Origin of the sequence: Paraburkholderia flava (assembly GCF_004359985.1) — a bacterium.
Lineage (GTDB): Bacteria > Pseudomonadota > Gammaproteobacteria > Burkholderiales > Burkholderiaceae > Paraburkholderia > Paraburkholderia flava.
Map to the genome: position 1 here is coordinate 1,189,926 of NZ_SMRO01000001.1, position 23,158 is coordinate 1,213,083.

At 63.5% G+C, this 23,158-nt stretch carries 23 protein-coding genes; 15 read left to right on the forward strand and 8 right to left on the reverse strand.

Annotated elements, in window-relative coordinates; genetic code table 11:
• Positions 1-187: 187 nt before the first annotated feature.
• The 9 genes from phnG (at position 188) to E1748_RS05250 (ending at position 8,606) form a co-directional block, all read left to right on the forward strand.
• Complete coding sequence (gene phnG / locus E1748_RS05210; RefSeq protein ID WP_133646066.1) at positions 188-676, forward strand: phosphonate C-P lyase system protein PhnG; 489 nt, start codon at positions 188-190, stop codon at positions 674-676.
• A gap of 8 nt (positions 677-684) precedes the next feature.
• Positions 685-1,326 (forward strand): phosphonate C-P lyase system protein PhnH, encoded by a 642-nt coding sequence (gene phnH, locus E1748_RS05215; RefSeq protein ID WP_133647240.1) that lies wholly within the window; start codon positions 685-687, stop codon positions 1,324-1,326.
• Positions 1,326-2,465, forward strand: a complete 1,140-nt coding sequence (locus E1748_RS05220) for a carbon-phosphorus lyase complex subunit (RefSeq protein WP_133646067.1) — start codon at positions 1,326-1,328, stop codon at positions 2,463-2,465. The genes phnH and E1748_RS05220 overlap by 1 nt, the downstream gene beginning before the upstream one ends.
• A complete protein-coding gene (locus E1748_RS05225; protein WP_133646068.1) occupies positions 2,462-3,397 on the forward strand; it encodes an alpha-D-ribose 1-methylphosphonate 5-phosphate C-P-lyase PhnJ in 936 nt (311 codons plus the stop codon). The genes E1748_RS05220 and E1748_RS05225 overlap by 4 nt, the downstream gene beginning before the upstream one ends.
• Positions 3,394-4,164, forward strand: a complete 771-nt coding sequence (phnK, locus tag E1748_RS05230; RefSeq protein WP_133646069.1) for a phosphonate C-P lyase system protein PhnK — start codon at positions 3,394-3,396, stop codon at positions 4,162-4,164. The genes E1748_RS05225 and phnK overlap by 4 nt, the downstream gene beginning before the upstream one ends.
• A gap of 39 nt (positions 4,165-4,203) precedes the next feature.
• Positions 4,204-4,968: a phosphonate C-P lyase system protein PhnL gene (gene phnL / locus E1748_RS05235; protein WP_133646070.1), complete on the forward strand. Its 765-nt coding sequence runs from the start codon at positions 4,204-4,206 to the stop codon at positions 4,966-4,968.
• Between the two features lie 64 nt (positions 4,969-5,032).
• Positions 5,033-6,166: an alpha-D-ribose 1-methylphosphonate 5-triphosphate diphosphatase gene (locus tag E1748_RS05240; RefSeq protein ID WP_133646071.1), complete on the forward strand. Its 1,134-nt coding sequence runs from the start codon at positions 5,033-5,035 to the stop codon at positions 6,164-6,166.
• Positions 6,167-6,444: 278 nt separating this feature from the next.
• Entirely contained in the window at positions 6,445-7,227 is a 783-nt protein-coding gene (locus E1748_RS05245) for an ABC transporter substrate-binding protein (RefSeq protein WP_133646072.1), read from the forward strand.
• Between the two features lie 263 nt (positions 7,228-7,490).
• The gene (locus tag E1748_RS05250; protein WP_133646073.1) at positions 7,491-8,606 is read left to right on the forward strand and encodes a succinylglutamate desuccinylase/aspartoacylase family protein; all 1,116 of its coding nucleotides are present in this window, start codon (positions 7,491-7,493) and stop codon (positions 8,604-8,606) included.
• Between the two features lie 62 nt (positions 8,607-8,668).
• On the opposite strand, the gene E1748_RS05255 is transcribed toward E1748_RS05250, so the two are convergent.
• Positions 8,669-9,487, reverse strand: a complete 819-nt coding sequence (locus tag E1748_RS05255) for a MetQ/NlpA family ABC transporter substrate-binding protein (RefSeq protein ID WP_133646074.1) — start codon at positions 9,485-9,487, stop codon at positions 8,669-8,671.
• A gap of 294 nt (positions 9,488-9,781) precedes the next feature.
• Between E1748_RS05255 and E1748_RS05260 the strand changes: the two genes are divergently transcribed.
• Entirely contained in the window at positions 9,782-10,939 is a 1,158-nt protein-coding gene (locus E1748_RS05260) for a porin (protein WP_133646075.1), read from the forward strand.
• Positions 10,940-11,155: 216 nt separating this feature from the next.
• A complete protein-coding gene (locus E1748_RS05265) occupies positions 11,156-11,545 on the forward strand; it encodes a DUF6232 family protein (protein ID WP_133646076.1) in 390 nt (129 codons plus the stop codon).
• Positions 11,546-11,588: 43 nt separating this feature from the next.
• Here E1748_RS05265 and E1748_RS05270 read toward each other — a convergent pair whose 3' ends face one another.
• The 4 genes from E1748_RS05270 to E1748_RS05285 all read right to left on the reverse strand — a co-directional run bounded on the left by E1748_RS05270 (position 11,589) and on the right by E1748_RS05285 (position 14,723).
• Positions 11,589-12,293: a fumarylacetoacetate hydrolase family protein gene (locus E1748_RS05270; protein ID WP_133646077.1), complete on the reverse strand. Its 705-nt coding sequence runs from the start codon at positions 12,291-12,293 to the stop codon at positions 11,589-11,591.
• A gap of 147 nt (positions 12,294-12,440) precedes the next feature.
• Positions 12,441-13,394, reverse strand: a complete 954-nt coding sequence (locus E1748_RS05275; RefSeq protein ID WP_240766330.1) for a helix-turn-helix transcriptional regulator — start codon at positions 13,392-13,394, stop codon at positions 12,441-12,443.
• A 326-nt stretch (positions 13,395-13,720) separates the two neighbouring features.
• Complete coding sequence (locus tag E1748_RS05280; RefSeq protein WP_240766332.1) at positions 13,721-14,107, reverse strand: ASCH domain-containing protein; 387 nt, start codon at positions 14,105-14,107, stop codon at positions 13,721-13,723.
• Between the two features lie 103 nt (positions 14,108-14,210).
• The gene (locus tag E1748_RS05285; RefSeq protein WP_166653506.1) at positions 14,211-14,723 is read right to left on the reverse strand and encodes a GNAT family N-acetyltransferase; all 513 of its coding nucleotides are present in this window, start codon (positions 14,721-14,723) and stop codon (positions 14,211-14,213) included.
• A 330-nt stretch (positions 14,724-15,053) separates the two neighbouring features.
• Between E1748_RS05285 and E1748_RS05290 the strand changes: the two genes are divergently transcribed.
• Positions 15,054-15,395: a hypothetical protein gene (locus tag E1748_RS05290; RefSeq protein WP_133646080.1), complete on the forward strand. Its 342-nt coding sequence runs from the start codon at positions 15,054-15,056 to the stop codon at positions 15,393-15,395.
• A gap of 25 nt (positions 15,396-15,420) precedes the next feature.
• Here the strand turns inward: E1748_RS05290 and E1748_RS05295 are convergent, their stop codons facing one another.
• Positions 15,421-17,874: a glycogen/starch/alpha-glucan phosphorylase gene (locus E1748_RS05295; RefSeq protein WP_133646081.1), complete on the reverse strand. Its 2,454-nt coding sequence runs from the start codon at positions 17,872-17,874 to the stop codon at positions 15,421-15,423.
• Positions 17,875-18,167: 293 nt separating this feature from the next.
• On the opposite strand from E1748_RS05295, the gene E1748_RS05300 reads away from it, so the two are divergent.
• Together E1748_RS05300 and E1748_RS05305 are read left to right on the forward strand one after the other, a co-directional pair.
• Positions 18,168-18,395: a hypothetical protein gene (locus E1748_RS05300; protein ID WP_133646082.1), complete on the forward strand. Its 228-nt coding sequence runs from the start codon at positions 18,168-18,170 to the stop codon at positions 18,393-18,395.
• Between the two features lie 413 nt (positions 18,396-18,808).
• Positions 18,809-20,221: an MFS transporter gene (locus E1748_RS05305; RefSeq protein WP_133646083.1), complete on the forward strand. Its 1,413-nt coding sequence runs from the start codon at positions 18,809-18,811 to the stop codon at positions 20,219-20,221.
• A 46-nt stretch (positions 20,222-20,267) separates the two neighbouring features.
• Here E1748_RS05305 and ltaE read toward each other — a convergent pair whose 3' ends face one another.
• Positions 20,268-21,272 carry a low-specificity L-threonine aldolase gene (ltaE, locus tag E1748_RS05310; RefSeq protein WP_133646084.1) on the reverse strand — a complete coding sequence of 335 codons (1,005 nt, stop codon included), beginning with the start codon at positions 21,270-21,272 and terminating at the stop codon, positions 20,268-20,270.
• A 302-nt stretch (positions 21,273-21,574) separates the two neighbouring features.
• The gene (locus E1748_RS05315) at positions 21,575-22,366 is read right to left on the reverse strand and encodes a peptidoglycan DD-metalloendopeptidase family protein (protein ID WP_133646085.1); all 792 of its coding nucleotides are present in this window, start codon (positions 22,364-22,366) and stop codon (positions 21,575-21,577) included.
• Between the two features lie 377 nt (positions 22,367-22,743).
• Here E1748_RS05315 and E1748_RS05320 point away from each other — a divergent pair, with 377 nt between their 5' ends.
• Complete coding sequence (locus E1748_RS05320; protein ID WP_133646086.1) at positions 22,744-23,064, forward strand: hypothetical protein; 321 nt, start codon at positions 22,744-22,746, stop codon at positions 23,062-23,064.
• The last annotated feature ends 94 nt before the right edge of the window (positions 23,065-23,158 follow it).

The window sequence follows — 23,158 nt, forward strand, 5'->3', positions numbered from 1 at the left end:
AACGCATTGTAGTGCGCGCGCCGTGATGAAATGATGAAACGACACATACGAGGCACACGTCGGCATTTTATCCGAAAACGTCTAGACGTTTAGATGAATAGATGGTCAAATGACTGGGCTTTTTCGACACCCACCGCAACGTCAACGCACCATCACCGCGCAGTTTCTGATTCGACAGGAATCTTCGATGAGCCTCTCCTCTTCCGCGTCTCCTCCCTCTTCTGCTGAACGGCGTGCCTGGATGGCCGTGTTTGCCCGCACGCCACGCGCCGATCTCGAAGCGGCGCTGCAACGCGCGCTCGGCGACATCGCGGCACCGGAGTTCGACTGGCTGCGTCCGCCGGAAATCGGGCTCGCGATGGTGCGCGGCCGGGTCGGCGGCAGCGGCGATCCGTTCAATCTCGGTGAGGCGACGGTCACGCGCGCCACGTTGCGGCTGCGCGAACCACAAGACCATGCGCCGGTCGGTGTTGCGTGCCATCTGGGCCGCGATCGCCGCCGTGCCGAACTGGCCGCACTCGCCGACGCGCTGCTGCAACTGCCCGAGCATCACGCGCGACTGCACACGCAACTGGTCGAACCGCTCGCCGCGCAGATCGCCGCCGCGCGTGCCGCACGACACGACGACGTCGCGTCCACGCGCGTCGAATTCTTCACGATGGTTCGGGGCGACTGATGACCTTCATGCAAAACGACGCGCAGAACGATGCGCAGATCGCGCTCTCCACGCTGACACCCGGCTTCGTCGATCCAGTGCACGACACACAGGCGGTGTTTCGCACGCTGCTCGATGTGCTGTCGCGTCCGGGCACGGTCGGCACGATCGAGAACGTGCTGCCGGCCGCGCGCGCATCGGGCACGCATCGCGCGCGCGCCGATCTCGCTGCGTTCGCCGCGCTGCTCGCGCTGTGTGACTACACGACGCCCGTGTGGCTCGCGCAGCCGGACACCGCGCTCGCATCCGCGTTGCGTTTTCATACGGGTGCACCGATCGTCGACGAGCCGCATGAAGCGTCGTTCGCGTATGTGCATGATGCACAGACCTTGCCCGCGCTCGCGAGCTTTCCGCTCGGAGAACCGGAAGAACCGGAGCATGCGGTGACGCTGCTGGTGCGCGTCGAAGCGCTTACCGGTGGCACGCCCGTCGTGCTGAGCGGCCCCGGCATCAAGACGACGCAGACGATTGCACCGCTCGGTCTGCCCGCGCATTTCTGGGAAGAGCGCGCTGCGCTCGCGCCGCTCTTTCCGTGCGGTATCGATTGCTATCTGGTGTGTGGCGACGCTGTGGTCGGTCTGCCGCGCACGACCCGTGTGGAGACGAACTGATGTACGTAGCCGTCAAAGGAGGCGAACGCGCGATCGAAGCATCGTGGCGTTTGCTCGACAAGGAACGCCGCGGCGATACGCAGCTCGCCGAACTGAGCGTCGCGCAGATTCGCGAACAGTTGCGCCTCGCGGTCGCGCGCGTGATGACCGAAGGGTCGGTGTACGACGAAGATCTCGCCGCGCTCGCGATCAAGCAGGCCGCCGGCGATCTCGTCGAAGCGATCTTTCTGCTGCGCGCCTATCGCACGACGTTGCCGCGTTTTGGCTATACGTGTGCGCTCGAATCGGAGCGGATGCACATCGAGCGGCGCATCTCGGCGACCTTCAAGGATCTGCCCGGCGGTCAACTGCTCGGCGCGACTTACGATTACACGCAGCGTCTGCTCGATTTCGCGTTGCTCGCGGAAAGCGATGTATCTGACGAAGCACCCAACACAAGCCCAACACAAACGCCGCACGCACCGCAAGAAACGATGCCCCGCGTCGTCGCATTGCTCGATCGCGAAGGACTGATTGAACAGGAAGCGCCCACGCCCGACGCAGCGGAACCCGGCGATCTCTCACGCGAACCGCTCGCATTTCCCGCGAGCCGCGCGACGCGACTGCAGAATCTCGCACGCGGCGACGAAGGCTTCCTGCTCGCGATGGGTTACGCGACGCAGCGCGGCTACGCGCATTCGCATCCGTTCGCAGGCGAAATCCGCTTCGGTACCGTCGCGGTCGAAATGGAACTAGACGAACTCGGCGAGGCGGTCGAGATCGGCGACATCGACATCACCGAATGCCAGATGATCAACCAGTTCGCCGGCAGCACCGAGGTACCGCCGACGTTCACGCAGGGCTACGGCCTCGCGTTCGGCCATTCGGAACGCAAGGCGATGGCAATGGCTTTGGTGGATCGCGCGTTACGCGCCGAAGAACTCGGCGAAACGATCGCATCGCCGACGCAGAGCGTCGAGTTCATGTTGTCGCACAGCGATAACGTCGAGGCATCGGGCTTCGTTCAGCATCTGAAGTTGCCGCACTACGTCGACTTCCAGTCCGAACTCGAACTGGTGCGTCGCCTGCGCGCGAAGCATGCTGCGCAGTCGGCCAGCACGGACAGCAACGACCCGCTCGACGAGGAACAAGCCGCATGAGCACGATCAACCTCTCCCCAACGAGCGTCGATACGCACACGGCGGCGTCAACCAGCTCACACGACCGCTCCGCCGAGGGCTACAACTTCGCATACCTCGACGAACAGACCAAGCGCATGCTGCGTCGCGCGTTGTTGAAAGCGGTCGCGGTGCCGGGCTATCAGGTGCCGTTCGCGTCGCGTGAAATGCCGCTGCCGTTCGGCTGGGGCACCGGCGGCATTCAGGTGACGTCCGCGATCATCGGTCGCAACGACACGCTGAAGGTCATCGATCAGGGCTCCGACGAAACCACCAACGCGGTGAACATTCGCCGCTTTTTCGCGCGCACGACCGGTGTCGCGACAACACAGCGCACCGCAGAAGCGACGATCATCCAGACGCGTCACCGCATCCCCGAGATGCCGCTCACCGAGCAGCAGATTCTCGTCTATCAGGTGCCGATGCCCGAGCCGCTGTATCGGCTGGAACCGCGCGTCTCCGAGTGCCGCAAGCTGCATGCGCTCGCCGATTACGGGCTCATCAGCGTGAAGCTCTACGAAGACATCGTGCATCACGGCAGCATCGCGACGACCTACGATTACCCGGTGATCGTCAACGGCCGCTACCTCGCGTCGCCGTCGCCGATTCCGAAATTCGACAACCCGAAGATGCACATGAACCCTGCGCTGCAACTGTTCGGCGCGGGCCGCGAACGGCGCATTCACGCGATTCCGCCGTACACGCCGGTGCGCAGCCTCGACTTCGACGACCATCCGTTCGAAGTGCAGCACTGGCACCACGCTTGTGCGCTGTGCGGATCGAAGGAAAGCTTTCTCGACGAGATGATCGTCGACGACGCAGGCAGCAGGATGTTCGTCTGCTCGGATAGCGACTACTGCCGTGAACGTCGCGAAGAAACGGATAACGTGCAAAACGAAGGAGCCGACGCATGACCCCGCTGCTGAGTGCCCGCGGCATCACCAAACGCTACGGCAACCGCACTGCATGCGCGAACGTCAGCTTCGACCTGTACCCCGGCGAGGTGCTGTGCATCGTCGGCGAATCGGGTTCGGGCAAGACGACGTTGCTGAACACGCTCGCACTGCGCACGCCGGTCGATGCAGGCACGCTGCACTACACCGCCGCGCATGGCGACGACATCGATCTGTTCGCGCTGTCCGAACCGCGCCGTCGTCTGCTGATGCGCACCGAGTGGGGCTTCGTGCAGCAGAATCCGCGCGACGGATTGCGCACCGGTGTATCGGCGGGCGCGAATATCGGCGAGCCGTTGATGGCGGTCGGTGCGCGTCACTACGGCCGCATCCGCGATACGGCGACGCAGTGGATGCAGCGCGTCGAACTCGACGCCACGCGCATCGACGAACTGCCCGCCGCGTTTTCTGGCGGCATGCAGCAGCGTCTGCAGATCGCGCGCAATCTGGTCACCGGTCCGCGGCTCGTCTTCATGGACGAACCCACCGCCGGGCTCGACGTCTCGGTGCAGGCGCGTCTGCTCGATCTGCTGCGCACGCTGACTGCAACGCTGCATCTGTCGGTGCTGATCGTCACGCACGATATCGGCGTCGCGCGGCTGCTCGCGCATCGGCTGATGGTGATGCAGGGCGGCGAAGTAGTCGAGGCCGGTCTCACCGACCAGGTACTCGACGATCCGCAGCATCCGTATACGCAAACGCTGGTGTCGTCGGTCCTGCCGGTCTGATGCGCCGCGAACGAAACGTGTTGAGCCAGGAATAAAGCCATGTCATCCATCGAATTGCGCAACCATGCGCGCGCTTTTGCCGACAACGCCGCGCTGATGCTGCGCGCGGTCGACGTCGCGAAGACGTTCACGCTGCACGGCCAGGGCGGCGTGCGGATCGACGCGCTCTCCGGCGTGTCGCTCGACGTCGCGCGCGGCGAATGCGTCGTGCTGGTCGGCCCGTCAGGCGCGGGCAAGAGCACGCTGCTGCGCTGCCTGTACGGCAACTATCTGGCGAGTCGCGGCTCGATCGCGATCCGCGATGACACACAGACCGCGCAACATATCGCGATCACGTCCGCGCAACCGCACGACGTGCTGCATCTGCGCCGCTCGGTAGTCGGTTACGTGAGCCAGTTCCTGCGCGTGATTCCGCGCGTGACGACGCTCGCGCTCGTCGCCGAGCCGCTGGTTTCGCGCGGCGTCGCGCAGGACGAAGCCGACGCGCGCGCAGAAGCGCTGCTCGCGCGGCTGAACATCCCGCGCCGCTTATGGTCGCTGGCGCCGGCGACGTTTTCCGGCGGCGAACAGCAGCGCGTGAACATCGCGCGTGGATTGATCGCCGGCCACCCGCTGCTGCTGCTCGACGAACCAACCGCCTCGCTCGACGCCGAAAACCGCGCTATCGTGGCCGGGTTGATCGTCGATGCACGCGAACGCGGCGCGGCGATCGTCGGCATCTTCCACGACGAGGACACGCGTGCGCAGGTCGCGACGCGACGCTTCGAACTCGCGCCGCCGCAACGCGACGTCGTGCTGCATTGAATCTGACTGCTGAATTTGCCTGCTGAGTTTGCCTGCTGAGTTTGCCTGATTACGGAGCCTGTCGATGTTGATCAAAAACGCTCGCGTCGTGACGCGAGACGAAGTTTTCACCGGCGCGGTGCGCATCGAGGACGGCGTGATCCGCGACGTCGAACGCGGCAACACGTCCGCACGCGACGCCGAGGACTGGGACGGCGACTATCTGCTGCCCGGCCTGATCGAGTTGCATACCGACAACCTCGAGAAGCATCTCGCACCCCGGCCCGGCGTGTTCTGGAACACCGACGCCGCGTTCGTGATCCACGACGCGCAGGTCGCGGCGGCCGGCATCACGACCGTGTTCGACGCGCTCGCGATCGGTACGCGCGCGACGGTCGGCATTCGCGGCCGCGAGATCCAGACGAAATGCGCGGAAGCACTCGAACGTTTCTCCGCGCGCGGGTTGCTGCGTGCCGAACACTTCCTGCATCTGCGCTGCGAGATCGCGACCGCCGACGTCGTCGAAGTGTTCGATTCGCTGTGCGGTCATCCGCTGCTGCGACTCGCGTCGGTGATGGATCACACGCCGGGGCAGCGTCAGTGGCACGACCGCGAGCAATGGCGCCGCTTCCAGGAACGTCACGGCAAGTGGACCGACGAGCAGGCGAGCCTGATGCTCACCGAACTCGAAAGCGAACAGCAGCGCTTTGCCGATGCACATCGTCGCGAGATCGTCGCGCGTTGCGCAACGCTCGGCGTGCCGGTCGCAAGCCATGACGACACGCTGATCGAGCACGTCGAGCAGGCCGCCGCCGAAGGCATCGTGCTCGCCGAATTCCCGACCACCCGCATCGCCGCCGAAGCGGCACACGCGCACGGCCTGTCGACCGTGATGGGTGCGCCGAACATCGTGCGTGGCGGTTCGCATTCGGGCAACGTGTCCGCACTCGAGCTCGCGGAGGCCGGCCTGCTCGACATCCTGTCGTCGGACTACGTGCCGTCGAGCCTGCTCACCGCCGCGTTCGAACTCGTCGACAAGGCCGGCTGGACGCTGCCGCAGGGGATCGCAACGGTGTCCGCCGAACCGGCTCGCAGCGCGGGCCTGCACGATCGCGGCGCGATCGAGCCGGGGCTGCGTGCGGACTTCGTGCGCGTCACGATGCTCGACGCATTGCCGGTGCCGCGCGCGACGTACCGCGCGGGGTTGCGGATCGTCTGACGCGGGTCTTTGCACGCCCTCAACGTCGTAACCCGCATGGGTTACGACGCCCTTACGCGATGCCCAATCGCTGCGCCGCACCATGCGGTTTAGAAGCGCTTCTCCTCGGCCATCCGGTGTTTCACTGACTCCGGGATCTTTTTGAACTGGTAAGCTTTGGCGCGCGTTGCTGGCCGTCGGCTAGCAACCTAGATCAGGTCCGGCTAATATGCCGGGCCATGTCGCGGGGCGGCACAACCGCCGGCGCGACTACACGAACCACTCGAGGAGTAAAAACAGTGAAAAAACTGCTAGCAGCTTTGACGGTTGCCCTGCTCGCCACCGTCTCGATCGGTGCGCACGCAAAAGACTGGACCACCATCCGTTTCGGCGTCGACGCCAGCTACCCGCCGTTCGAATCGAAGGGTTCCGACGGCAAACTCGTGGGCTTCGATATCGACCTCGGCAATGAAATCTGCAAGCGCATGAAGGCGAAGTGCGTGTGGGTCGAGAACGACTTCGACGGCATGATCCCCGCGCTGAAGGCGAAGAAGTTCGACGGCGTGCTGTCGTCGATGTCGATGACGCCGCAACGCGCCGAACAGATCGCCTTCTCGTCGAAGCTGTTCAACACGCCGACGCGCCTCGTCGCGAAGAAGGGCTCGGGCATCCTGCCGACCGCCGATTCGCTGAAGGGCAAGTCGGTTGGCGTCGAACAGGGCACGATCCAGGAAACCTACGCGAAGGCGTACTGGGAACCGAAGGGCGCGAAGGTCGTCCCGTATCAGAACCAGGATCAGGTGTATGCCGACTTGCTGTCGGGTCGTCTCGACGCGACGCTGCAGGATGCGGTGCAAGCCGAAATCGGCTTCCTGAAGACCCCGCGCGGCGCCGGCTTTGACTTCGTCGGCAAGGATCTCGACGATCCGAAGACGCTCGGCGAAGGCGCAGGCGTCGGCATGCGCAAGGAAGACACGGATCTGAAGGCGGGCATCGACAAGGCGATCGCCGGCATGATCAAGGACGGCACGTACAAGAAGATCGAGAAGAAGTACTTCGACTTCGACGTGTACGGCGGCTAAAAGCAGTTGAAGCCTTCGCGCGGCAGCGGTCTCCCGCGCCGCGCAGGCACGAATCACGGGCTCCGCCACACGCGGGGCCCGTTTTGTTTTGGGCTGTGTTTTTGACGTGCTGCTGCATACGAAGCCTTGAAGGATCGGCTAAGATCGACCCGTTATGTTTCCGGCAGCGTGGCTTCAATGCCCTGCGCCTCTCGCTTGTTTACCGCTATTTCACTGCTGATTCGCGGCCCGTCGTTCAGGCGCCGCGCAACTCACCCGATACCATGCAAACCCACCACCATCCGCTGATTTCCCCGACGCTCGGCACCGCACGCCAACTGACGAGTTTCCACTACGGCCCCGGCGGCGGCCAGAAGATCTATATCCAGTCGTCGCTGCATGCGGACGAACTGCCGGGCATGCTGGTGTCGTGGGCACTGCGTCGCAAGCTCGCTGCGCTTGAAGCAGCAGGCAAACTGCGCGGCGAAGTGATCATCGTGCCGGTCTCGAATCCGATCGGTCTGAATCAGCACTTTCTCGGCCATCTGACGGGCCGCTTCGAATCGAATACCGCGCAGAACTTCAACCGCAACTTCTACGATCTGTCGGCGCTCGTGCAGCCGGTGATCGAAGGACGTTTGACCGGCGACATCGACGCGAACCGCAAAGCGATCCGCGCCGCGATGCGCGAAGCGCTCGACGAGCAGAAGCCCGTCACCGAAATCGAATCGCAACGCCTCGCGTTGCAGCGCCTGTCGTACGATGCGGACGTCGTGCTCGATCTGCATTGCGACTGGGACGCGGCGATGCATGTCTACACGAATCCCGAACTGTGGCCCGAGGTCGAGCCGCTGTCGCGCTACCTCGAAGCGAAGGCATCGCTGCTTGCGTTGAATTCGGTCGGCAATCCGTTCGACGAGATTCACAGCTTCTGCTGGTCGGATCTGCGCGAGCGCTTCGGCAGCCGCTTCCCGATTCCGAACGGCTCGATCTCCGTGACGATCGAACTGCGCAGCCAGCACGACGTGTCGTACCCGCTGGCCGAGCACGACGCGCAGGCGATCATCGAGTACCTGACGCATCGCGGTGTGATCGACGGCACGGCCGCGCCGCAGCCGCCGCTCGAATTCCCGGCGACGCCGCTTGCAGGCACCGAGCCGATCGTCGCGCCGTCGAGCGGTGTGCTGGTATTTCGCGCGGAAGTCGGTCGCCATGTCGAGGCGGGTACGCCGATCGCCGACATCGTCGATCCGCTGACCGATACCGTCACCACGCTGAAAAGCACCGTGGCCGGTGTGATGTACGCGCGGCATATCACGCGTTTCGCGACGGCGGGTATGGAAGTCGCGCGGATTGCGGGTGAGAAGGCGTTCCGGACGGGGTCGCTGCTGTCGCAGTAGATCTGCGTTGAAATGAAGAAAAGCCGCGCGAAATCTCAGCGCGGCTTTTTTTGCTCTAACGATCAGAACGCCGGCACGATCGCGCCGTTGAACTGCGTGTTGATGTACTTGCGCACCTCATCCGACTCGTACGCCGCGACGAGTTTCTTCACCCACGGCTTGTCGCGATCGACCGCGCGCACCGCGATCAGGTTCGCATACGGGCCCTTCAGATCTTCGATGGCGATCGCGTCGTGGGTCGGTTGCAGGCCGGCCTTCACTGCGTAGTCGGTGTTGATCGACGCGGCGTCGAGATCGTCGAGCGCGCGCGGCAACTGCGCGGCGTCCAGTTCGACCAGCTTGATCTTCTTCGGATTCGATGCGACGTCGAGCGGCGTCGCGTTGACGCCGTTCGTGCCCACCCCCGCCTTCAGCTTGATCACGCCGTACTTCTGCAACAGCAACAACGCGCGATTGCCGTTCGACGGATCGTTCTGGATGCCCACCTTCGCGCCTTCCGGCAAGTCCTTGAGCGAATGGTACTTCTTCGAGTAGAAGCCCATCGGCGACGTATAGGTCAGCCCGACGTTGACGATCTTGTAGCCGCGCTGCCTGATCTGGCTATCGAGAAACGGCTGATGCTGAAAACCGTTTGCGTCGAGATCGCCGGCATCGAGTGCGGCGTTCGGCTGCACGTAATCGTTGAACTCGATCACCTTCACGTTGAGCCCTTCGCGCGCTGCGACCTTCGTCACGACCGACCAGATCTGCGCGTCCGGCCCGCTCATCGTGCCGATCTTCAGCGTGGTGTCGTCGGCACGCGCGGGCGAAACGGCGAATGCCGCGACGGCGGTCAATGCCGTTAATGCCGTCAATGCAGCAAGGAGGTTTCTACGTTGCATGCGGATCTCCGTCGATGCGGTCAGGAATGGACGCGCATCGTCGCATGCGTCGGGTGGCGCGATAACCAATCGTTTCTGATACCCATATGGGGCGCGGCCTGCGCAGCATATGCGGCGCGCGCGTGCAACAGCCCGTGCCTTTGCGCCAGCCCCTGTCGCGCCCGCGCGACAACTAGTGAGAATAACCTTCCTGTCACATTCCTTTCGCTCCTTATCCCTTACATTTGCGGCCAATCGTAAGACCAAGCCCTAGAGCGCGGCTTAGCGATTGCTTCTTTTCTAACGGAGAGTGCCTTGAACAAGAAAGTTTTGACCACCGCCCTACTCGCAACCATCGCGGGAACCGCACACGCACAAAGCAGCGTCACGCTGTACGGCCTCATCGATGCCGGTATCAGCTATGTGAACAACGCAAAGAGCGGCAACACGCACGACAAGCTCGTCAAGTTCGACGACGGCGTCGCCCAAGGTAGCCGCTGGGGCATCCGCGGCACCGAAGATCTCGGTGGCGGCCTGAAGGCTGTCTTCGTGCTCGAAAACGGCTTCAACATCGGCAACGGCACGGCTGGCCAGGGTGGCGCGATGTTCGGCCGCCAGGCATACGTCGGTCTGGCGAAGGACGGCGTCGGCTCGTTCACGTTCGGTCGTCAGTACTCGTTCTCGACCGACTTCCTCGGCTCGAACTACTCGACCGGCGGCAACACCGTCGCGGGTAACTACGCGTACCACATCAACGACGTCGACCAGTTGACGTCGAGCCGTATCAACAACGCTGTCAAGTTCACGAGCGCGAACTTCTCGGGCCTGACGTTCGGCGCGTTGTACGGCTTCTCGAACCAGGCTGGCGCATTCGCAGGCTCGCCGACGGTTGGCACGACGACGGGTTCGTCGCGCGCTTACAGCTTCGGCGTGAACTACGCGAACGGCCCGATCGGCGTTGGCGCTGCGTACACCGACATCCGCTTCCCGGGCCTGGCTGCTCCGTCGTTCTCGGCTACGGTGTCGAACGTCAATACTGGCGCAACGATCCGCGATCTGCGCACGTTCGGCCTCGGCGGCCGCTACCTGTTCGGACCGGCCACGCTGTGGGCCCTGTGGACGAACACGCGCTTTGCCCCGATCACGGGCGGCGCGACGACGTTCAACGCGTATGAAGCAGGCGTCAAGTACGCAGTCACGCCGGCACTGACGGGTGGCCTCGGCTACACGTACATGCGCCTGTCGGGTGCGAACAGCGGCCACTTCAACCAGGTCGATGCAAGCGTCGACTACGCGCTGAGCAAGCGTACCGACGTCTACGTCCTTGGTATCTATCAAGGCGCGTCGGGCCGCAACGCTGGTGTCGATCTGCAAGCGCAGATCGGTTCGAGCCCGTCGTCGTACTTCGGTACGTCGGGCCCGGGCGCGGACAACCAGGTTGCTGCGCGTATCGGTATCCGCCACAAGTTCTAAGTATTGCTACTCGCTACGGTGGGCTTTCCGTTTGTGGGGGGCTTGCTGTGGGAGTGGAAAAACGCCCTTCGGGGCGTTTTTCTTTTGGGGTGATCGATTCGTGTGCTTCGCGCGTGGGACTGTGCAAATGTGTGCGGCGGCCCGCCGCTTCCGGCGTAAGGGCCGCATCTGTTACCCTGCGGCCTTTACACACTCACACAGCCAGTCTGCGAAGCAATGGAAATTCCGTTCAACGAGCGAGGCGTGTCGGTTACGCGCAATGCGCTGTCCGCCGCCGGCCAGGTGTTCCCGCTGCGCGAGATTCGCGCGGTGCGCGTCGTCACCATCCAGAAGAACAAGGTCGTGCCCTTCGTCATCTCGGGCGTGGGACTCGTCGGGGCGATCGTCGGCGGGGTGCTGGGTTCGGGTGCGGGATTGGTGTGCGGCGTGATGCTGATTGTTGTCGGCTACCTTGCGTGGACGACTCAGGACGTCACGCACCGGTTGATGATCGAAAGCGGCGACAGCGAGCGGGAAGCGCTGTCGAGTCTTGAGCTTGCCTTCGTCGAACGCGTCGAGCAGGCCGTGCGCGCGGCGCAGTCGCCGGCACCTGTCACACAGGATTGACGCGCGCCGCCGCGGTTAGCGGCGGCGCGCAGTGCATCGCGCGCTACGTGTTAGCCGCAGCGCCGATCTTGAACTCAAATTCGCCGATGCCTTCGAGGCCGCCCTGCACCGTATCGCCCGGTTGCAGCGCGGCGACGCCGGCGGGCGTGCCGCTGAAAATCAGATCGCCCGGCTTCAGCGTCACCGACTCCGACACGTAGCGGATGATGTCCGCGACCGGCCAGATCAGTTGATTCAAATCGCCCTGCTGACGCAGCGTGCCGTTCACCGACAGCCAGATCCGGCCCGCGCCGAGATGTCCGACGGCCGATACCGGATGCAGCGGCGTCACCGGCGCGGACGCATCGAAGCCCTTGCCCCAATCCCACGGACGACCCGTTTTCTTCGCCTCGCCCTGCAGGTCGCGACGCGTCAGATCGACGCCCAGACCGTAACCCCACACCAGATCGAGCGCGTCGCCAGCTGCGACGTTCGTACCTTCCTTGCCGATCGCGATGACCATCTCGATCTCGTGATGCAGATCGCGCGTCAGCGGCGGGTACGGAATCGTGCCGGCGGCGGGCACCACTGCATCGGTCGGCTTCTGGAAAAAGAACGGCGGCTCGCGGTCGGGATTGCCGCCCATCTCGAGCGCGTGATCCGCGTAATTGCGGCCGACGCAGAACACCCGGCGAACCGGGAAACGCTCGTCCGATCCGGCGATGGCGACGGACGTGACGGCGGGCGCGGGAATAGCGAACTGAACCATGCGGGACTCCATGCGAAGTGTGTGATCGACAGAGCTGGACGATATCGCTCGCGTGGGTGGTCGGCCTGGACAGAATGGCGTGAGCGCCTGGACTATTTTGCGTGTACGGCTGGGCGCGCGGGGTTCGTTGCTGTCGCCGTTGCTTCCTCAGCGGGCAACGCGGGATTTGCGGGCTGTCTTTGTCGTGGCTGTCTTTGTCGTGGCTGTCTTTGTCGTGGCTGTTTTTATTGTCGCTGTTGCGACTCGATACTCAGATGGCGACTGTCCGGTCACCTGGCGGAAGCGTCGCGTGAAATAGGTTTCGTCGCGGTAGCCGACCTGGAACGCGATGTCCTTGATCTGCCGGCCCGGTTCGTCGAGCAGTTTCTTTGCGGTGTCGATGCGGGTCTGCGTGATCCACTGCACGACTGTCTTGCCGGTCTCGCGCTTCACAAGATCGGCGACGTAGCGCGCGGGCAGCGACATGTGCGCCGCAATCGACGCACCCGACAGCGCCGGATCGGACAGCGTCGCGCGCAGATGATCGGACACGCGCGCGAACGCTGAATCGGGTCGTGCTACGCGTAATGCGCCGGTTGCGGACTGCGCCTCGATGGCTTCGCGATGGCTGCGGCAGATCATCCCGATCAGTTGCAGCAGGTAACCTCGTAGCAGTACCGTGTCGCCGAACTGGCGGTGCTGGTCGAGTTCGATCATTCGCTGCGCGAGGGTCTCGACTTCGGCGATCTGTGCGTCGTTCAGCAGGAAGTCCATCTGCTCCTGGAGCAGGAATGGCGCGAGCATCGGCTCGTTTGCTGTCTCTGCTATCGATGCTTTGCTTGTGTCGCCGGATGGGCGGCGTCCGAGCAGGAAGTCCAGCGAGAAGTTGAGCACCAGAAAGCGCGACTGCGCCGGATGCGGAATGCGATGCACACGATGCGGCAGCACGAACGCGATCGCCTTGTGCGGAAATGGACGCACCGTGTCGCCGATTTCCTGGTGCGTGTCGCCGCCGAGGTTGATCTGGATCTGGAAGTAGTCGTGCTTGTGCGATTCGGTGATCGGCGAGCGGGCGGTTTGGTCGCGGATGTAGAAGTCGAGGTGGTCGCTACGCTCGGGCATGGCGTAGGTGCGGGAGGTTGGGGGGCGGGGCATGGGATGGGGAACGGAAGAAGTGCGTCGAGCGGGACGATGCGATCCACTGATTCGAGGTGCCGATTCTCGCATGTACTGGTTGTGGACTGTCGTTACCTGGCGAACGATCAAAGAACGTGTGTCGTCGGGATCTCGCGGCAACCCGTACTTGCTGCTGCTCCGATTGGATCGACGAGCGTCCGTTCACGACCCTCTACGGACCTTCAAAGACACGGAAAACGGACGCTCAGAAGCCGGAACCCACGGCGTCATTTGGAAGCACCGACTAGCTTTATGGCGTTGCTTTCTCGGTATCAGTCAGGGACTTTACACGCTACAACCTCTATCAATTCAAAATGCAGAGTCACTAGCTCAAAATGGTCGTGCAGGTCTTCGTGTGGCATGCACCGAATATGGACCTCCCGGAATTCCTCGGCACTGGAAAATGTTTCACCAAGCCAGACCTCCTCTGGAATGTTGCCGAATTCGATCGTATACACTTTGGTCGCTTTGATGATGCAGCGAAGCCTTTGCTTTAGATCGTAGGCCTCGATGATGTCACCCGGTGCATAGCTGCCGTCCCCGTATTCGCCGTACGGTTTGTAATACTCTGCGGCGGTATCGGCCGTGACTGTCTTCCGACCATCCATGACGGCGCGCGGCAAACTGTCATCGTTTTCATCAGCGCCCCAAAAGGTCAACCTCTTTCGCCTGTGCATCTGCATCCTTGCGTGCATTTCATCGTGAGTTGCTGGCCATCTATTTAACGATATTCAACCTCGTTTAGCACCTACAAGACACGCGTCAATCCCTCGCGACCATCACCCTGTTCTCGTGTTTGATACCGTCAAGCTCAAAGTACGCTACTCCTTCTTGCCTCATCCCACGTGAATGATAGAAAGAGATTGCTTTTTCGTTTTGCGAATTAACGGTGAGCCAGATTGAACGATTTCCAGTTCTTTCCTCAGCAATGCTTCTGGCGTGAGTTAGCAGTGCCGATCCGATTCCACGACCGGAAAAAGAGTCTTGAATGTAGAGCGTTTCAATCTCGATGGGAAGGTCCGCGTGGTATGAGCCAAAGCGCATGGCAATATACCCGGCAAGGTTTCCTTCTACCTCGGCGACCAATAGAAGGATGCCCGGATCGTTCACTAGAGCCAAGATCCTCTCTCGCGTAAATGTCATCAGGACATATTGCGCGACAACGTCGGACACGCCCGCCGCTGCATAGGTATGCACCCACACATGTGCGCCAAGTACCGCGATACTCGCTGCGTCTTCCGGTCTGGCTGTTCTTATCGAATGCGTAGCTTCCATGCTGTTCTGTTTTTCAGAGTCCGTTAAAGATGGGGCCGACGCGCCAACAAGCGCCGATGGTCGACCATGTAGGCGACATCGTCGATGTGTCCCTTCCTCTCCGATAGCGGTCCAACGCATTCTCGAAAAAATCACTGCCTCCCGACCAACCCAGCACCAACCAATCCATCCAGAACACGACGTGGACACGCCATCGCACCGCAGAGGACTCTCCGTTAACACCGCCTTAACACCCCCACCCCCACCTTTAACCCCCCGTTAACCTCTCGAAGACTAAAGTAAATCCACCTCAACAACGCACCGTCACCCCCCCGTGCCGGCGCCACCAAGATGCTTCAATCTGTCCTTCTTGCGAGAGAAACCGCGCTGCCGCGTATCCAGTACAAGCCGCGACCGCAGCCCGCTACCGTTTCGTTCGTGACGCTCGACGTCACCATCCCCGGTACCTCATCCTCAGAAGCGCGGCACGCGCTCCACACCGCGCTCGGCGATGACCTGCGCCTCTACATCGTCACCATCGACAAGCGCCACGAATACACGACCTTCCGCATCGAAGTCACCGGCCGCTCGCTCGACGATGTCATCGCCGCCCTCACCCGCACACTCGGCAACGCGACGCTAGGCCGCGCAGCAGCCAGCGCCATCCGCCGCCCCGTTGCCCGCACCAGCTAAAAAAACAGCACAACGGCAAACAAACTCAGCCGATATCGAGCGGCTTCACATGCCAGATGCCGCTCGCGTACTCGCCGATCGTGCGATCCGACGAAAACTGCCCCATCCCGGCAACGTTCGCGATCGCGCTACGCGTCCACGCGGCCGTATCGCGAAAGCGCGCATCGACTTCCTCCTGCGCTTTCGCGAACGCCGCGAAATCGGCGAGCACCATGTAGTGATCGCCCCAGTCGACGAGCGTATGGAAAATGTCCGCGAACCTCAACGGATCGTCCGGAGAAAAGACACCTGTGCGGATCTGGTCGAGCGCGACGCGCAGTTCGGGGTTCTCTTCGTATAACTGACGCGGCCTGTAGCCGGCGGCGCGCAGTTCGTCCACTTCGTCGGCGGTGTGGCCGAAGATGAACATGTTCTCGCGGCCCACCGCATCGCAGATCTCGATGTTCGCGCCGTCGAGCGTGCCGATCGTCAGCGCGCCGTTCAGCGCGAGCTTCATGTTGCCGGTGCCCGACGCTTCGGTGCCCGCCGTCGAGATCTGTTCCGACAGGTCAGCCGCCGGAATGATCAGCTCGGCGACGCTCACGCCGTAGTTCGGCACGAACACGACCTTCAACCGGTCGCCGACGAGCGGATCGTCGTTCACCGTCTTGCCGACGTCGCCGATCAACCGGATGATCGTCTTCGCCATCCGGTACGCGGACGCGGCCTTGCCCGCGAACATCACGACGCGCGGCACCCAGTCACGCTCGGGGTTCGCGCGGATCTGGTTGTAGCGGACGATCACGTGCAGCACGTTCAGCAATTGCCGCTTGTACTCGTGAATGCGCTTGACCTGTAGATCGAACAGCGCGTTCGGATCGACATTCACTTTCAGATGCTGCGCGAGGTGTTGCGTGAGACGCAGCTTGTTCTGCCGCTTCGCTTCGCGGAATGCGTCGGCGAACGTAGGATCGTCGGCGAATTCGCGCAGCTTCGACAGTTCGAACAGATCGCGGCGCCAGTGCGTGCCGATGCGTTCGTCGATCAGCGTGGACAGCGGCCGGCTCGCCTGCGACAACCAGCGTCGCGGCGTGATGCCGTTCGTCACGTTGGTGAAGCGCTCGGGGAACATGCGCGCGAAGTCGGCGAAGATGTCGCGCGTCATCAGCTGCGAATGCAGCTTCGACACGCCGTTCACCTTCTGGCTCGCGACGATCGCGAGGTGCGCCATCCGCACGCGTCGTTGCCCGTATTCGTCGATCAGCGAGATGCGGCGAATCATGTCGGTGTCGTGGCCCGAATGCTCGCTCACGCGCTTCAGAAATTGAGCATTGATCTCGAAGATGATCTCGAGATGCCGCGGCAGCAGTCGCGCGAGCGTCTCGACGTCCCACGTTTCGAGCGCCTCGGGCATCAGCGTGTGGTTCGTGTACGAGAACATCTGCTCGATCGATTTCCACGCGGTGTCCCACGGCACACGATGCACGTCGACGAGCAAGCGCATCAGTTCGGGAATCGCGAGCACCGGGTGCGTGTCGTTCAGATGCACGGCCACTTTCTCCGAGAAGCGGCCGAACGTGCTGTGCGTGCGCATGTAGCGGCGGATCAGATCCTGCATCGTCGCGGAGACGAAGAAGTATTCCTGGCGCAGCCGCAGTTCGCGGCCGGCCGGTGTCGAGTCGTCGGGATACAGCAGCCGCGAGACGTTCTCGGACATATTCTTCGCGTCGACCGCGCGGCGATAGTCGCCCTGGTTGAACGCGGTCAGATCGAGTTCTTCGGTCGCGCGCGCGGACCACAGGCGCAGCGTGTTCGTCGCGTCCGTCGCGAAGCCGGGGATCACGGTGTCGTAGGCCATCGCGTTGACGTGCTCGGTGTCGATCCACTCGACGTGGTCATCGCGTTGCACGGTGCGTCCGCCGAAGTGCACGAGATACTGGACCTCGGGTCGCGGAAATTCCCACGCATTGCCGGTGCGCAGCCAGTAGTCCGGCGTCTCGACCTGTTCGCCGTCGACGATCTGCTGACGGAACATCCCGTACTCGTAGCGGATGCCGTAGCCGAAGCCCGGAATGCCGAGCGTCGCCATCGAATCGAGAAAGCATGCGGCCAGCCGGCCGAGGCCGCCATTGCCGAGCGCGGCATCGGGCTCGAGTTCGGTCAGCATGTCCATGTCGACGCCGAGGCTCGCGAGCGCTTCCTTCATCTGATCGTGAATGCCGAGCGCGAGCAGCGCATTCGTGAAGGTGCGGCCGATCAGAAATTCCATCGACAGGTAGTACACGCGCTTCACGTCCTGCTCGTATTGCAGTCGCGTGGTTTTCATCCAGCGCGCGACGAGCCGGTCGCGCACCGCGAGCGCGGCCGCATGCATCCAGTCGTGCGGATGCGCGGTCACCGCGTCCTTGCCGACGCCGTACATCATGCGGTTGGAAATGGAGCGCCGTAGCGCGTCGACGGTACTGTTGAGCTGGTCGAATTCCAGGTCCACCGTTGTCATCGAAGCCTCCGGGTTGGGCGATGCATCGTGCTACCGATGATCGCGGACAAATAAGCAGGTTAGGACATTTTGCGGCGCGGTGGTTCGCGGTGTTCCGCACATCCGGATCGCGTAGCGTGAAGCAACGACTGTACCGCACAGTCCTGCTGCGAACCCGTGCGATCGCGAACCGGATTCGAATCAGACGCGCGCCTTCGGTGCATCGTTCCATCTGCGTGTGCGTGCACTAGTATGTGAGAGCACGGTGACGAAACTGCACGATGCGCCGTTTCATTGCGCCGACGGAGATCGATATGAACGCACAATCCATGCTCGGAATGATGCACGCCCAGGAATTGCTGATGGTATCGATCGTCCGCGCGTTGCCGCCCGAGACGCGCCGCCGCATCTCCGACGAATTTCAGGATCAGGTCGAACTCGCCGAAGCGCCGCACCTCGGTACAGGTCATGACCGCGAAACAGCGGACGCGTTCAAGGCGCACATTCGCAAACTGTCGATCCTGCTTGCGACGTGTAGTTGAAGTTGAGCAATTGCTACGCCAGGCGGCGTGCGATTTTTATCAGGCAGATCGCGTTCGCTCGTGCACACACGCGGCTCGTCATGTGGGACGCTCGGCGACCTTCTCTGCTGACGGGGTCTTCTCGCGCTAACGGTAAGCGGTGCAGCAGGCGCAACCCGTTTTGAGACGCCGGGCGGGGCGGACCGTTAGTTGCGATTCAATAGACAAGCCACTCCACAGACCCGCGTTGCATTGCGGGTCCGGCTGCAGGATTCTTCCGCGTCTGCAACAATCGACGCACTCGCCACGCGGTGAGTCGCGACTGTCAGCCGTCCGAAAGCGGGCGGCACGCCGCGTGACCGACACGCAACCCGACGAGCCCCACCTTGTCCGACCCGACCTCTCCCGGCGCCCTTCGCCCCATCGACGAACCGATGTCCGCGAGCAATCGTCGCGCGATGGGCGCGATCATGCTCGCCGTCGCGCTCGCGACACTCGACACCGCGATCGCGAACACCGCGCTGCCCGCGATCGCCACCGATCTGCATGCGGCACCGGCCGCATCGGTGTGGATCATCAACGCGTATCAACTCGCGATGGTCGCGACGCTGCTGCCGCTCGCGGCGCTCGGCGACATCGTCGGGCATCGGCGGATTTACATCACCGGTATCGCGCTGTTCACGCTTGCGTCGCTCGCGTGCTCGCTCGCGGACACGCTGCCGCTGCTCACCGCCGCGCGCGTGTTGCAAGGCCTCGGCGCGAGCGCGCTGATGAGCGTCAACACCGCGCTGATCCGCTTCCTCTATCCGCCGCATCGGCTTGGACGCGGGCTCGGGATGAATGCGCTGATCGTCGGCGTGTCGTTCGCGATCGGACCGACGATCGCATCGCTGATCCTGTCGCTCGGAACGTGGCCGTGGCTGTTCGCGGTGAACGTGCCGCTCGGTGTGATCGCGCTCGCGTTTGCATGGCCCGCGCTGCCGCACACGAAGCGCGGCGCGCATCAGTTCGATCGCGTCGCCGCGATCCTCAACGTGATCACCTTCGCCGCGCTGATCTTCGCGCTCGGCGAAGCGGCGCAGCAGGCGCCGGCTCATGTGGTGTTGATCGCGGCGGCGGTGACGATCGTGTTCGGTCTGCTGTTGATGCGTCGCGAGGCCGGTCATCCTGCGCCGATGTTGCCGGTCGATCTGTTCAAGCTGCCGGTGTTTGCGTTGTCCGCGGTGACTGCGGTGTGTTCGTTCGCCGCGCAGGGCCTCGCGTTCGTGTCACTGCCGTTTTATTTCGAGGATGTCCTGCATCGCAGCCAGGTCGAGACAGGCTTTCTGATGACGCCGTGGCCGGTCGTCGTCGCGCTCGCCGCGCCGATCGCGGGGCGGCTGTCGGATCGCTATCCGCCGGGGCTGCTCGGTGCAATCGGGCTCGCGATCCTGTGCGCCGGGATGGCATCGCTCGCGATGCTGCCCGCGCATCCGCAGATCATCGACATCGGTATACGCATGTCGATCTGCGGCGCGGGCTTTGGATTTTTTCAGTCACCGAACCTGAAGGCCTTGATGGCGAGCGCGCCGCCCGAACGCGCCGGCGGTGCGAGCGGCATCATCGCGACCGCGCGTCTGATCGGTCAGGCGACCGGCGCGGCGCTCGTCGCGCTGAGCTTCGGCATCGCGGGACGGCACGGTCCGACGCTCGCGCTGGCGGCCGGTGCGGTGTTCGCGGGCGCGGCGAGTATCGCGAGCGGGTTGCGGCTGTTCGCTCCATCGCATCGCGCAGGCACGCAGCAAGGGAGCATCGCCCGGCCTTCCGCGTCGAACAGTTCTGCGACGAGTACGACGCAGCAGGGCTGAACGGGTCCGCGCTTTGCTGTGCCCATGACAGCGCGGACCGTCGATCTCAACGTGCGAAGTAACCCTTGACGGCCGCGACGAACGTATCGATATCGGCACGCGACACGTCCATGTGCGTCACGAAGCGCGACGCGTACAGCATCTGCACGAGAATGCCGCGTTCCTTGAGCCACGCTTCGAGCGGCGCGCAGTCTTCCTTCGGCATCTGCGCGAACACCATGTTGGTCGCCTGCGATTGCACCTTCACCTGATCGATCTGCGCGAGGCCCGCGGCAAGATGCGCGGCGTTCGCGTGATCGTCGGCGAGACGTTCGACGTTGTGGTCCAACGCATACAGACACGCGCCCGCGAGCACGCCGGCCTGGCGCATGCCGCCGCCGAGCACCTTGCGCCAGCGATGCGCGCTGTCAAGCAGCGCCTTGCTGCCGACCAGCACCGAACCGACCGGCGCACCGAGCCCCTTCGAAAAACAGATCGACACCGAATCGAACGGTTCGCACAGCGCGGCCAGCGGTCGACCCGACGCGACGGCCGCGTTGCAGACGCGCGCGCCGTCCAGATGCGCCGACAACCCGTGATGTCGCGCGAGCTGCACCGCTTCGTCGACATAACCGGCCGGCAACACCTTGCCGCCGATCGTGTTCTCCAGCGCCAGCAGACGCGTGCGGGCGAAGTGATCGTCGATCGGTTTGATCGCGGCGGCGATCTTGTCGAGCGGCAGCGAACCGTCGGATGCGTTCTCGATCGGCTGCGGCTGGATGCTGCCGAGCACCGCCGCGCCGCCGCCTTCGTACTTGTACGTGTGTGCGGCCTGGCCGACGATGTACTCGTCGCCGCGCGCGCAATGCGCCATCAGCGCGGCGAGATTGCTCTGCGTGCCGCTCGGGAAAAACAGGCCCGCTTCCTTGCCCGCGCGCTCCGCGACCGCGGCCTGCAGCCGCAACACGGTCGGGTCGTCGCCCCAGACATCGTCGCCGACTTCGGCGGCGGTCATCGCGGCAAGCATCGGTTGAGAGGGACGGGTGACGGTATCGCTGCGCAGATCGATCATGGGAGATTCCTGTGAAGGCGGACGCGACGCGGCTACGGATGGCGGCGTCGCTTATGCGCCAGGGACGGGCGAAAAAGCGAATGGAGAAGCACAGTCCGCAAGTGTATGCGATATGCGTGTGGGGCCGGGATCGTCCACAGCGGTGTTGGGGGTTCAGTGCGGGGGTTGAAGCTGGCGGGCTTGCGAGAAAAAGCGATTACCCGTTAGAGCGTGGGCGTGGACCTGAACTCGAGCAAAGGTTGAGAGCACGCAGGCCGCGTACGCGGCCTGCTGCCCTTCCCGTCTTCGAGAAAAACTCTCCGTTAACCACCCGACTTCGGCAACCACGCCAGCGGATCAACCGGATGTCCATCGAGGCGTACTTCAAACTGGATCGATGCGACGCCCTGCGGATCGGTGCCGACTTCGCCGATCGTCTGCCCTTGCGAGACCGCGTCGCCTTCCTTCACGAGCAGCGTGCGGTTCTGTCCATACGCAGTGATCACCGACGAATCGTGCTTGATGATCACTAGCGGCCCGTACGCGGGAATGCCGTTGCCCGCATAGACGACACGCCCGGCAGCAGCAGCCTTCACCGGATCGCCGGCCTTGCCGCCGATCACGATGCCGTTCGTCTTGCCCGCCGCGAACGTCCGCAGGATCGGCCCACGCAGCGGCCAGATCAAGGTCACAGAAGAAGCTTCGGGCGTCGCCGACGACGGCGCTGCAACCTGCGCACCCGAAACCGCCGCACCGGGCGTGCCCGGCGTGCCCGAGGTACGGGCCGGCGGAACATAAGCAGAAGTCGACGGCGGCGCGACCCGCAGCACCTGCCCGACGATCAGCGAGGCATTCGCCGGTAACACGTTCCACGTCGAGATATCTTGCGGACGCTGACCGAATGCGGCCGCAACGCTGCCGACGGTATCCCCGGAATTGACGCGGTAGTAGCCCGCCGGCACCGAGCCCGTCGACGCGGTCGGCGTCGACGATGACGAGGACCACGTGCTGCCGGTGTCCCCGGGCCATGGCGTCATTGTGCAACCGCCGGTCACGGCGGCGATGGACAGTGCGATCAGAAACTGCGTGCGTGTCTGCTGCTGTTTTCGATTCATGTTGTGGTCCTCGACACGGTAGTCAATCGACGTTCGCCTCTCGGCATCCCGGTATGTGAAACAGAAACCGAGCGACGCGGCCGTGGTTCGATCGGCAAATGCGTGCTGTGTTCCGGAATGGGCCCTACGACGTCGGCGTGCGAAGCCCCGCGAGGACGTCGCCGGCGTCTCGCCGGCGCATCGCGAACGCGCGGTTTCGCCGCCCCATTATAGGGCCCCTTTCCCGCAGAAGCCCGCCGGAAGCCGATCCGCGGGCGCCAGGACAATTTTGTCCGAGCATTGATTCCGCAGACGACTCGCCTATACTGATCCTTGCTGCCCCGACGTCCAGCAGGCGAGCCTGTCGCCGTAATGTCCCGTCCCGGAGGAGTTCGACGATGAACAAAGCTACGTTTCTGGCTGTGCAGCTGAATGTCGAAGACGTCACCGCATCGCCGGGCCTGGTCGAACTGCTGAACGCCCATCTCGTTTTTTCCGCGGACGTCGCCGAAGCCGCCGACGCACTGGTTCAACTGGCCAGCGTCACGCGGCTCGCGAGCGGCATCGAAGCCACCGTCGAAATCCCCGCCATCGCCATCGAACGGCTGCGCGAAGCGCTGGACGCGCTCAGCAGCTACGACGAGTCGTGGCTATTCGCGCTCGAACCGAGCCGCGCGCTGTTCGACGGACTCTCGAACCGCCACCGCACCCTGCACTGAAGCGCACCGCAATCCGAAGCGGTGCCGCTGCGCATCGCCCACCGGCCAGAGGCCGGGTCCGGTCGCCGCCGGACACCGAATTTCGAGGGCACGT

Coding starts and splice junctions, on each gene's coding strand:
- phnG (WP_133646066.1), top strand. CDS start 188: ATGAGCCTCTCCTCTTCCGCGTCTCCTCCCTCTTCTGCTGAACGGCGT.
- phnH (WP_133647240.1), top strand. CDS start 685: ATGCAAAACGACGCGCAGAACGATGCGCAGATCGCGCTCTCCACGCTG.
- E1748_RS05220 (WP_133646067.1), top strand. CDS start 1,326: ATGTACGTAGCCGTCAAAGGAGGCGAACGCGCGATCGAAGCATCGTGG.
- E1748_RS05225 (WP_133646068.1), top strand. CDS start 2,462: ATGAGCACGATCAACCTCTCCCCAACGAGCGTCGATACGCACACGGCG.
- phnK (WP_133646069.1), top strand. CDS start 3,394: ATGACCCCGCTGCTGAGTGCCCGCGGCATCACCAAACGCTACGGCAAC.
- phnL (WP_133646070.1), top strand. CDS start 4,204: ATGTCATCCATCGAATTGCGCAACCATGCGCGCGCTTTTGCCGACAAC.
- E1748_RS05240 (WP_133646071.1), top strand. CDS start 5,033: ATGTTGATCAAAAACGCTCGCGTCGTGACGCGAGACGAAGTTTTCACC.
- E1748_RS05250 (WP_133646073.1), top strand. CDS start 7,491: ATGCAAACCCACCACCATCCGCTGATTTCCCCGACGCTCGGCACCGCA.
- E1748_RS05255 (WP_133646074.1), bottom strand. CDS start 9,487: ATGCAACGTAGAAACCTCCTTGCTGCATTGACGGCATTAACGGCATTG.
- E1748_RS05265 (WP_133646076.1), top strand. CDS start 11,156: ATGGAAATTCCGTTCAACGAGCGAGGCGTGTCGGTTACGCGCAATGCG.
- E1748_RS05270 (WP_133646077.1), bottom strand. CDS start 12,293: ATGGTTCAGTTCGCTATTCCCGCGCCCGCCGTCACGTCCGTCGCCATC.
- E1748_RS05275 (WP_240766330.1), bottom strand. CDS start 13,394: ATGCCCGAGCGTAGCGACCACCTCGACTTCTACATCCGCGACCAAACC.
- E1748_RS05285 (WP_166653506.1), bottom strand. CDS start 14,723: ATGGAAGCTACGCATTCGATAAGAACAGCCAGACCGGAAGACGCAGCG.
- E1748_RS05290 (WP_133646080.1), top strand. CDS start 15,054: ATGCTTCAATCTGTCCTTCTTGCGAGAGAAACCGCGCTGCCGCGTATC.
- E1748_RS05295 (WP_133646081.1), bottom strand. CDS start 17,874: ATGACAACGGTGGACCTGGAATTCGACCAGCTCAACAGTACCGTCGAC.
- E1748_RS05300 (WP_133646082.1), top strand. CDS start 18,168: ATGAACGCACAATCCATGCTCGGAATGATGCACGCCCAGGAATTGCTG.
- E1748_RS05305 (WP_133646083.1), top strand. CDS start 18,809: ATGTCCGCGAGCAATCGTCGCGCGATGGGCGCGATCATGCTCGCCGTC.
- ltaE (WP_133646084.1), bottom strand. CDS start 21,272: ATGATCGATCTGCGCAGCGATACCGTCACCCGTCCCTCTCAACCGATG.
- E1748_RS05315 (WP_133646085.1), bottom strand. CDS start 22,366: ATGAATCGAAAACAGCAGCAGACACGCACGCAGTTTCTGATCGCACTG.
- E1748_RS05320 (WP_133646086.1), top strand. CDS start 22,744: ATGAACAAAGCTACGTTTCTGGCTGTGCAGCTGAATGTCGAAGACGTC.